This is a genomic window from Roseateles sp. P5_E1, from assembly GCF_054049335.1.
In genome coordinates this window covers 167025-174741 of sequence record NZ_JBFUMN010000007.1, presented here as the reverse complement: position 1 = coordinate 174741, position 7717 = coordinate 167025, and the positions used below count along the sequence as shown (strand labels likewise).

The 7717-nt window shown below is 67.8% G+C and carries 6 protein-coding genes and 2 pseudogenes; 1 reads left to right on the top strand and 7 read right to left on the bottom strand.

All coding sequences use genetic code 11. The features are described from left to right. A pseudogene (locus ACXJKJ_RS10015) lies at positions 1-255 on the bottom strand (hypothetical protein); the annotation flags it as partial. A 154-nt stretch (positions 256-409) separates the two neighbouring features. Further along, positions 410-811, bottom strand: a complete 402-nt coding sequence (locus ACXJKJ_RS10010; RefSeq protein ID WP_056204659.1) for a MerR family transcriptional regulator — start codon at positions 809-811, stop codon at positions 410-412. 40 nt (positions 812-851) lie between these two features. Here ACXJKJ_RS10010 and ACXJKJ_RS10005 point away from each other — a divergent pair, with 40 nt between their 5' ends. Continuing rightward, positions 852-1910, top strand: a complete 1059-nt coding sequence (locus ACXJKJ_RS10005) for an MBL fold metallo-hydrolase (protein WP_457390001.1) — start codon at positions 852-854, stop codon at positions 1908-1910. 335 nt (positions 1911-2245) lie between these two features. Here the strand turns inward: ACXJKJ_RS10005 and ACXJKJ_RS10000 are convergent, their stop codons facing one another. The 5 genes and pseudogenes from ACXJKJ_RS10000 to glyQ all read right to left on the bottom strand — a co-directional run bounded on the left by ACXJKJ_RS10000 (position 2246) and on the right by glyQ (position 7716). Further along, complete coding sequence (locus tag ACXJKJ_RS10000) at positions 2246-2836, bottom strand: M48 family metallopeptidase (RefSeq protein ID WP_457390000.1); 591 nt, start codon at positions 2834-2836, stop codon at positions 2246-2248. A 509-nt stretch (positions 2837-3345) separates the two neighbouring features. Beyond that, positions 3346-3660: pseudogene (locus tag ACXJKJ_RS09995) on the bottom strand (lysophospholipid acyltransferase family protein); the annotation flags it as partial. 342 nt (positions 3661-4002) lie between these two features. Next, positions 4003-4647 carry a D-glycero-beta-D-manno-heptose 1,7-bisphosphate 7-phosphatase gene (gmhB, locus tag ACXJKJ_RS09990; protein WP_235532115.1) on the bottom strand — a complete coding sequence of 215 codons (645 nt, stop codon included), beginning with the start codon at positions 4645-4647 and terminating at the stop codon, positions 4003-4005. 7 nt (positions 4648-4654) lie between these two features. Further along, entirely contained in the window at positions 4655-6784 is a 2130-nt protein-coding gene (glyS, locus tag ACXJKJ_RS09985) for a glycine--tRNA ligase subunit beta (RefSeq protein ID WP_457389999.1), read from the bottom strand. After that, positions 6784-7716, bottom strand: coding sequence for a glycine--tRNA ligase subunit alpha (gene glyQ / locus ACXJKJ_RS09980; RefSeq protein ID WP_056204643.1), 933 nt, complete (start codon positions 7714-7716; stop codon positions 6784-6786). Before glyQ ends, glyS begins: the two co-directional genes overlap by 1 nt. Between the last annotated feature and the right edge of the window lies 1 nt (position 7717).

Below are 7717 nucleotides of genomic sequence, written 5' to 3'. Positions count from 1 at the left end.
CGCCACGGGAGCCGGAGCCGGCTTGCGCGGCGCGGCGGCTGGCGCCGGCGCTGGTGCGGGCGCCTGACGGTTGGCGCCCTTGTCGGCGTTGAGCTTGATCCAGTGGAAGACGGCGTCGGCGGCCTTCTGCGCACGCTCGAGGCTCTCGGCCTTGGGTGCTTCTTGTTGGGCGCTGGCCGCTTGGGCCAGCATCAGCAGGGCGCCCGCGATGGCGGGCAGGGCAAGCGCCAGGGTACGGCGCGGTCCGAGTGTCATGACAGCTCCACAAAGACATTTCGGCCGGTGGCAAATGCCACCTCGGTCGAGGGGCGGACTCTAGTCAGACTGTGGGATGGCGTCAGCGGGGTTTGTCCCGCATGCGACGCAATTTGAAGCCGCTCCCGGCAAAGCGTCACGCTTGGCCGATGGTTCAAGACCCCAGCAAGGCGCGGCAACGCTTCTCGTGCTGCTGGATCTCGGCCAGCGTGACTTCGATGTCGTGGCGCTGCTGTTCGAGCTGCTGGCGGTGCTGCGCCAGGATGGTGAGGAAGGCCCGCAACTGGGGCGCAGCGCTGGCCTGGCTGTCATACATGTCGACGAGCTGCTTGATCTCCTGCAGGGCCAGGCCCAGGCGTTTGCCGCGCAGCGTCAGCTTCAGCCGAGTGCGGTCGCGCGGCGTGTAGACGCGGTTGCGGCCCTTGCGGCCAGGCTCCAGCAGGCCCATGTCCTCGTAAAAGCGGATCGCACGCGGCGTGATGTCGAACTCGGCGGCGAGTTCAGTGATCGTGTAGGTCGTTTCGGTCGCGGCGGGGACAGGTCGGCGGGAGGGCATGGCTACACTCAATTGACGTAAACGTCAGTCTAGAGCGGTCATGGCCAATCCACGCGAATCCGAACTGCATTACCCCCTGGGCGATACCCTGCCCCAACCCGGCGAGGCGCTGGACCTGGCACCCGGCGTGCGCTGGGTGCGCATGGGCCTGCCCTTTGCGCTGGACCACATCAACCTGTGGCTGCTGCGTGACCGTCTCGATGGTCGCGAGGGCTGGACCATCGTCGACTGCGGCATCGCCAGCGACGACACACGCGCCAACTGGGAGCAGGTGTTTGCCGCGCACCTGGACGGTTTGCCCGTGCTGCGTGTCATTGCGACGCACTTCCACCCTGACCACCTCGGGCTCGGGCACTGGCTGACCGAGAAATGGAATTGCCGGTTGTGGATGAGCGCGACCGACTACAACCTCGCCCGCCTGGCCAGCGGCTCGACGGTGGGCATGGGCGGCGCTTCGGCAGCGGCCTTCTTTGGCAGCCATGGCCTGACCGACCCGGAGTCGCTGGAGAAGATCCGCGCCCGTGCCGACTACTACCCCAAGATGGTGCCGGTCGTGCCGGCCAGCTACCGGCGGCTGATGGATGGCAGCGAGATCGACATCGGCGGGCGCACCTGGCGCTGCATCGCCGGCTACGGCCACGCGCCCGAGCACATCAGCCTGTTCTGCGAAGAAGCCAAGCTGCTGATCAGCGGCGACATGGTGCTGCCGCGCATTTCGACGAATGTTTCCGTCGTCGACGTCGAGCCCGAGGCCGACCCGCTGACGCTCTATCTGGACTCACTCAAGCGCTACCTGGAACTGCCGGCCGACACGCTGGTGCTGCCCTCGCACGGCAAGCCTTTCACCGGCCTGCATGCGCGCATCGACCAGTTGCAGGAGCACCATGTCGAGCGCCTCGCCGAGGTCATCGCCGCCTGCCGCGCCGAACCGACGCATGCGGCCGGCCTGCTGCCCGTGCTGTTCAAACGCAAGCTCGACCTGCACCAGACGACGTTCGCGATGGGCGAGGCGATCGCTCACCTGCACGCGTTGTGGCTCAAGGGCGAGCTGAAGCGCGAACTGGGCGCCGACGGCGTCTACCGCTTCCTGCCCGGCTGACGCCGGCGCCAAAGAGAAACGCCGCCGACGATCAAGATCGTGCGGCGGCGGTCCGGCTTAGCGCGGTACCTTCACTCCCTCCGGCTGGGCCGGCTGCGGGTACCTGTGTGACAGCGTCAGACGAAGTGTTGCGCTTTGTGAAGGCGGCAGGGTGACCGTGGCTCGGTAGTATTCACATGCAAGCCATTGCGGCGTCTTTCGGGCCGAGTGCCGGGCCGCCCCAAGCCGGCCCGCCTTGGCGATGTGCTTGCAGCTCAATGCTGCAAGCATCGCCGTCCCCCAGGGGGACCGGCCAGGTTGGCCGGCGTTCAGCCGGGCCAGACTGGACGAGGGGCCTACTGAACCACGATGGATTCCTCGCGCAGCGCATCGCGCGAGCGCTCGAAATCGGGCAGCACGGAGCGCACCGTGTCCCAGAACGCCGGGCTGTGGTTCATCTCGCGCAGATGGGCCAGTTCGTGAGCAACGACGTAGTCGATGATGGCCGGCGCGAAATGGATGAGGCGCCAGTTCAGGCGGATGGAGCCGTCGGCGCTGGCGCTGCCCCAGCGGGTCTGCGCCGAGGACAGGCGCAGCGACTTCATGGCCACGCCGAGCTGGTCGGCGAACTGGCGGCAGCGCGGCAGGAAGTCCTCGCGCGCGCGGGCCTGCAGCCAGGACTGGGCCAGGTCGCGGATCTGCTCGGCCGAGGCGCCCTGGGGCAGTGGCAGGCGCAACTGGTGCGTGGCGGCATCCCACACCACCTCGCGTTCGGCAGGTGCCAGCACCAGCGTCAAGGCTTCGCCGAGATAGGGCAGGCGGCCACCGTCCAGCCACTCGATGCGCGACGCCTGGATGCGCTGCTGGCGTTCGCGCTGCTCGACGAGCTTGCGCAGGATCCAATCGCCCTTGTGATGCAGGGCGCGTTCGATCTCGTTGATGGGCACCCAGCGCGGTGCGCTGACGCGCAGGCCCTGCGGCCCGACGACGAAGCCGATCGAGCGCCGGCGCGCGCGCTTGAGCTCATAGCCGATGCGATGCTGGCCCAGCAGGAGCTCACGCCGCGCGCGCGGCGCACCGGGCTCGGCTGGCGTGATCTCCGGCTCCACGTCAAACAGTGACAGCTGGCTGTCCTGCAGGAGTGGGGCCGGGCGCTTGGCGGGCATGGCGATCWGTGTTGGTTCGCCGCCGCGTCGCCGGCGACGCCGGCGGACGGAGGGTTGGCATAGGCCTCGGGGTCGAGGCGGCGCATCTCGGATTCGATCCAGTCCTTGACCTCGTTCATCAACTCGGCTGGCGAGCGGCCTTCGGGGCGGATCTGCCGGCCGATGGAGATGTCCACCACGCCCGGACGCAGCAGGAAGCTCTTGCGTGGCCAGCAGCGCGCCGCCGTCGCGGCGATGGGCACGACGGGCAGGCCGGCCTCGATGGCCAGGCGGGTGCCGCCGGTCTTGTAGTCGCCGACCTGGCCGCGCGGGATGCGCGTGCCTTCGGGGAACATGATGACCCAGTTGCCCTGGCCACCGAGGCGTTTGCCCTGGCTGAGCACCTTGTTCCAGGCCTCCGTGCGGCGGCCACGGTCGATGTGGATCATGTCCATGCGCGCCATCGCCCAGCCGAAGAAGGGCACGTAGAGCAGTTCGCGCTTGAAGACATAGGCCAGCGGATGGCTGAGCAGGGCCGGGTAGGCAAAGGTCTCCCACGTGCTCTGGTGCTTGGACAGCAGCACGACGCCGGCGCGGCGGTCCGAAGCCGACGGCAGGTTCTCCATGCCCTGGATGCGCCAGCGGATGCCGCAGATGAGGCGCGCGCTCCAGATGGCGACCTTGAGCCAGCCGGCACAAGCCCAGTAGACCGGGTCGCCGCGGCGGAAGATGGACAGGATGACGACACCGGTCGCCCAGGGGATGACGGTGACGACGAGAACCAGGACAAAGATCAGCGAGCGGATAGCGCTCAATAGCGTTGCCATCAGGACTTCCGAATCAATAGGTGCGCAACGGTGGCGCCAGAGTGCATGGCCAAGCGGATGCCGCAGAACCGGCTTTGCCGGGCTGCTGGCATCGCCCCCTTGAGGGGGCCGGCGAAGCCGGTAGGGGGTGGGCTCATCACTTCAGTTCAGGTCTCCGGCCTGGGTGTCGGGGGTCAGAACCTGGCCGCGCTGCACGGCAACGCGGCGGCGCTCCTCCTGGATGATGGCTTCGGCAAAGCTCATCAGGTCGTCGTGCACGCGGGCCGTGGGCACCTGCACGAGCAGGTTGGCGAGCTCGTTGGTGCCGAGGCTGCCGAAGGGGCCGGTCAGCACGAGGTGGGGCATGCAGCCGGCGTTCTGCGCCGTCAGCAGGTCGGTCAGCGACGCGCCGACCATGTGGATGGTGGCGAGCGCGACGTCGAAGCGCTCGCCGATCTGCTGGATGAGGCCGGGCAGGGGCTTGCGGCAGTCGCAGCCTTCTTCGGGCGTGTGCGGGCAGAAGAACGCCGCGTCCAGGCGCCCGCCCTTTTCGGCCAGCAACTGGTTCAGGCGGATGTGCACGGCATTCAGCGAAGCCATGTCCAGCAGGCCGCGGCCAATGCCGGCCTGGTTGGTCGCCAGCACCGTGTGCCAGCCGGCGTGATTGAGGCGCGCGACGGCCTCCAGCGCCCCCGGCAGCGGGTCGAGTTCCTCCGGCGCCTTGACGTGGTCGTCGCGGTAGCGGTTGATCGTGCCGTCCCGCCCGAGGATGACGAGCTTCATGCCGTGGGCGTGGTCGGCGCGCATGGAGGCTTTAGGCAAGGCGCGACAGGTCGGCGACCCGGTTCATGGCGGCGTGCAGGCGGCCCAGCAGGGCCAGCCGGTTGGCGCGGAGCAGCGGGTCCTCGGCGTTGACCATCACGTCGTCGAAGAAGGCGTCGACCGGGCCCTTGAGCGCGGCCAGGGCCTTCAACGAGCCGGTGTAGTCATGCTGCTCGAACAGCAGGTCGGCAGTGGGTTGGACTTCGGCAATCGCGGCGGCCAGGGCCTGCTCGGCGGCTTCCTTCAGCAGCGCATCGTTGATGGCGTGGGGCAGTTCGCCCTCGACCTTCTTCAGGATGTTGCCGACGCGCTTGTTGGCAGCCGCGAGCGACGCCGCTTCGGCCAGGGCGGCAAAGGCACGCACGGCTTCAAGGCGGCGCGGCACGTCGCCCAGGCGAGCGGGGTTCAGCGCCAGCACGGCGTCGACTTCCTGGGCGCTGTAACCCTGGTCACGCAGCGACACAGACAGGCGATCAGCGAAGAAGCTCAGCAGCGGTTCACGTGGGTTCTCGATGAGCTCGCCGAAGGCCGGCACGGCCGCGTCGATCAGCGCGGGCAGGTCCAGCGGCAGGTTCTTCTCGACGAGGATGCGGATGACGCCCAGCGCATGGCGGCGCAGTGCGAACGGGTCCTTGTCGCCGGTGGGCAGCTGGCCGATGCCGAACAGGCCCACCAGCGTCTCCAGCTTGTCTGCCAGCGCCACGACGGTGCCGGTGTGGTTGCGCGGCAGCGCGTCGCCGGCGAAGCGCGGTTTGTAGTGGTCCTCGATGGCGATGGCGACGCCGTCGCGCAGGCCTTCGTGGCGGGCGTAGTAGCCGCCCATGATGCCCTGCAACTCGGGGAATTCGCCGACCATGTCGGTCAGCAGGTCGCACTTGGCCAGCTGGCTGGCCTGCTGGACCTTGCTGTCCAGCACCTTGAACTCGTCGTCGGCGTCGACCGTGTAGGGCAGGGTCGCCATGCTCAGCTGGTTGACGATGGCATGCGCGATCGACCTGACGCGCTCGGCGCGCTCACCCTGACTGCCCAGCTTGCCGTGGTACACGACCTTGGCCAAGCCTGGCAGGCGGTCTTCGAGCTTCTTCTTGCGGTCCTGGTCGAAGAAGAACTTGGCATCGGCCAGCCGCGGGCGCACGACGCGCTCGTTGCCCTGCACGACGGCGCCGGCGTCGGCGGGCGCGATGTTGCTGACGACCAGGAAGTGGCGGGTCAACTTGCCGTGAGAGTCCAGCAGCGGGAAGTACTTCTGGTTGGCCTTCATCGTCAGGATGAGGCACTCCTGCGGCACGGCCAGGAACTCGGCCTCGAACGCACAGGTCAGCACATTGGGGCGCTCGACGAGGGCGGTGACTTCGTCGAGCAGGGCCGCGTCATCGATGGGCGTGAGGCTCAGCGCATCGGCCGCACCTTTGAGTTGGCGCGCGATCTCGGCGCGGCGCTCGGCAAAACCGGCGATGACGGCGCCCTGGTCACGCAGTTGAGTGGCATAGCTGTCGGCCGATTCAATGCTGACCGTGGGCTGGGCGGCTTCAAAGCGATGGCCGCAGGTCGTGCGGCCGGCAGTCAGGCCCAGGGCCTGCACGGGCACGATCTCGCTGCCGTGCAGCGCGACGAGGCCATGGGCCGGGCGCACGAACTTCACGTCGGTCCAGCCGTCTTCGAGCTGATAGCTCATGACCTTGGGGATGGGCAGCTTGGCGAGGGTTTCATCCAGCGCCTTCTGCAGGCCCTGCGCGAGCGTGGCGCCGGCTTGCATGCTGTCCCAGAACAGCGCCTCGGCCTTGCCGTCGGGCAAGCGCTTGAGTTGCGGCATGACTTCGGGGCCGGCGCCGATGGAGGCCAGCTTCTTCAGCAGCGCGGGCGTGGCCTGGCCATCAGCGGTGAGGGCTACGGCGACCGGCATCAGCTTCTGCTGCACGGCCTTGTCGGCGGCCTTGGCGGCGACGTTGGCCACATGCACGCCGAGGCGGCGCGGCGACGCGAACGACGTGACGGCGGCGTCCGCAGCGGCGAGGCCCTGGGCCTTGAGGCTGTCGGCCAACACGCTGGCGAAGGACTCGCCGAGCTTCTTCAGCGCCTTGGGCGGCAGCTCTTCGACAAACAGTTCAACGAGCAGATTCATCAAGCGGCCGCCTTCTTGCTGTTCTTCAGTTCGATCTGCGCAACGACCTCATCCGCCCAGGCCTTGGGGGCCATCGGGAAGCCGAGGCGCGCGCGGCTGTCCAGATAGCTCTGCGCAACGGCGCGGGCCAGGTTGCGGATGCGGCCGATGTAGGCCGCGCGCTCGGTCACGCTGATGGCGCCGCGGGCATCCAGCAGATTGAAGCTGTGGGCGGCCTTCAGCAGCTGCTCGTAGGCGGGCAGGGCGAGCTTCTCGACCATCAGCTCCTGGCTCTTCCTTTCATGCGCGGCAAAGGCCGACAGCAGGAAGTCCACATCGCTGTGCTCGAAGTTGTAGGTCGACTGCTCGACCTCGTTCTGGTGGAACACGTCGCCATAAGTCAGGCCGTCGGTGTAGACCAGGTCATAGACCGATTCCTTGCCCTGCAAGTACATCGCCAGGCGCTCCAGGCCGTAGGTGATCTCGCCGGTGATGGGCTTGCAGTCGATGCCGCCGACCTGCTGGAAATAGGTGAACTGCGTGACCTCCATGCCGTTCAGCCACACCTCCCAACCCAGGCCCCAGCAGCCGAGCGTCGGGTTCTCCCAGTCGTCCTCGACGAAGCGCACGTCGTTCTTCTTCAGGTCGAAGCCCAGCGCCTCCAGCGAGCCGAGATAGAGCTCCAGGATGTTGGCCGGCGCGGGCTTCAGGACGACCTGGTACTGGTAGTAATGCTGCAGCCGATTCGGGTTGTCGCCGTAGCGGCCGTCCTTGGGGCGGCGGCTGGGCTGCACATACCCGGCCTTCCAGGGCTCGGGGCCGAGGGCGCGCAGGAAGGTGGCGGTGTGGCTGGTGCCGGCGCCAACTTCCATGTCGTAGGGCTGGAGCAGGGCGCAGCCTTGCTTGGACCAATAGTCCTGCAAGGTCAGGATGATTTGCTGGAAGGTCAGCATG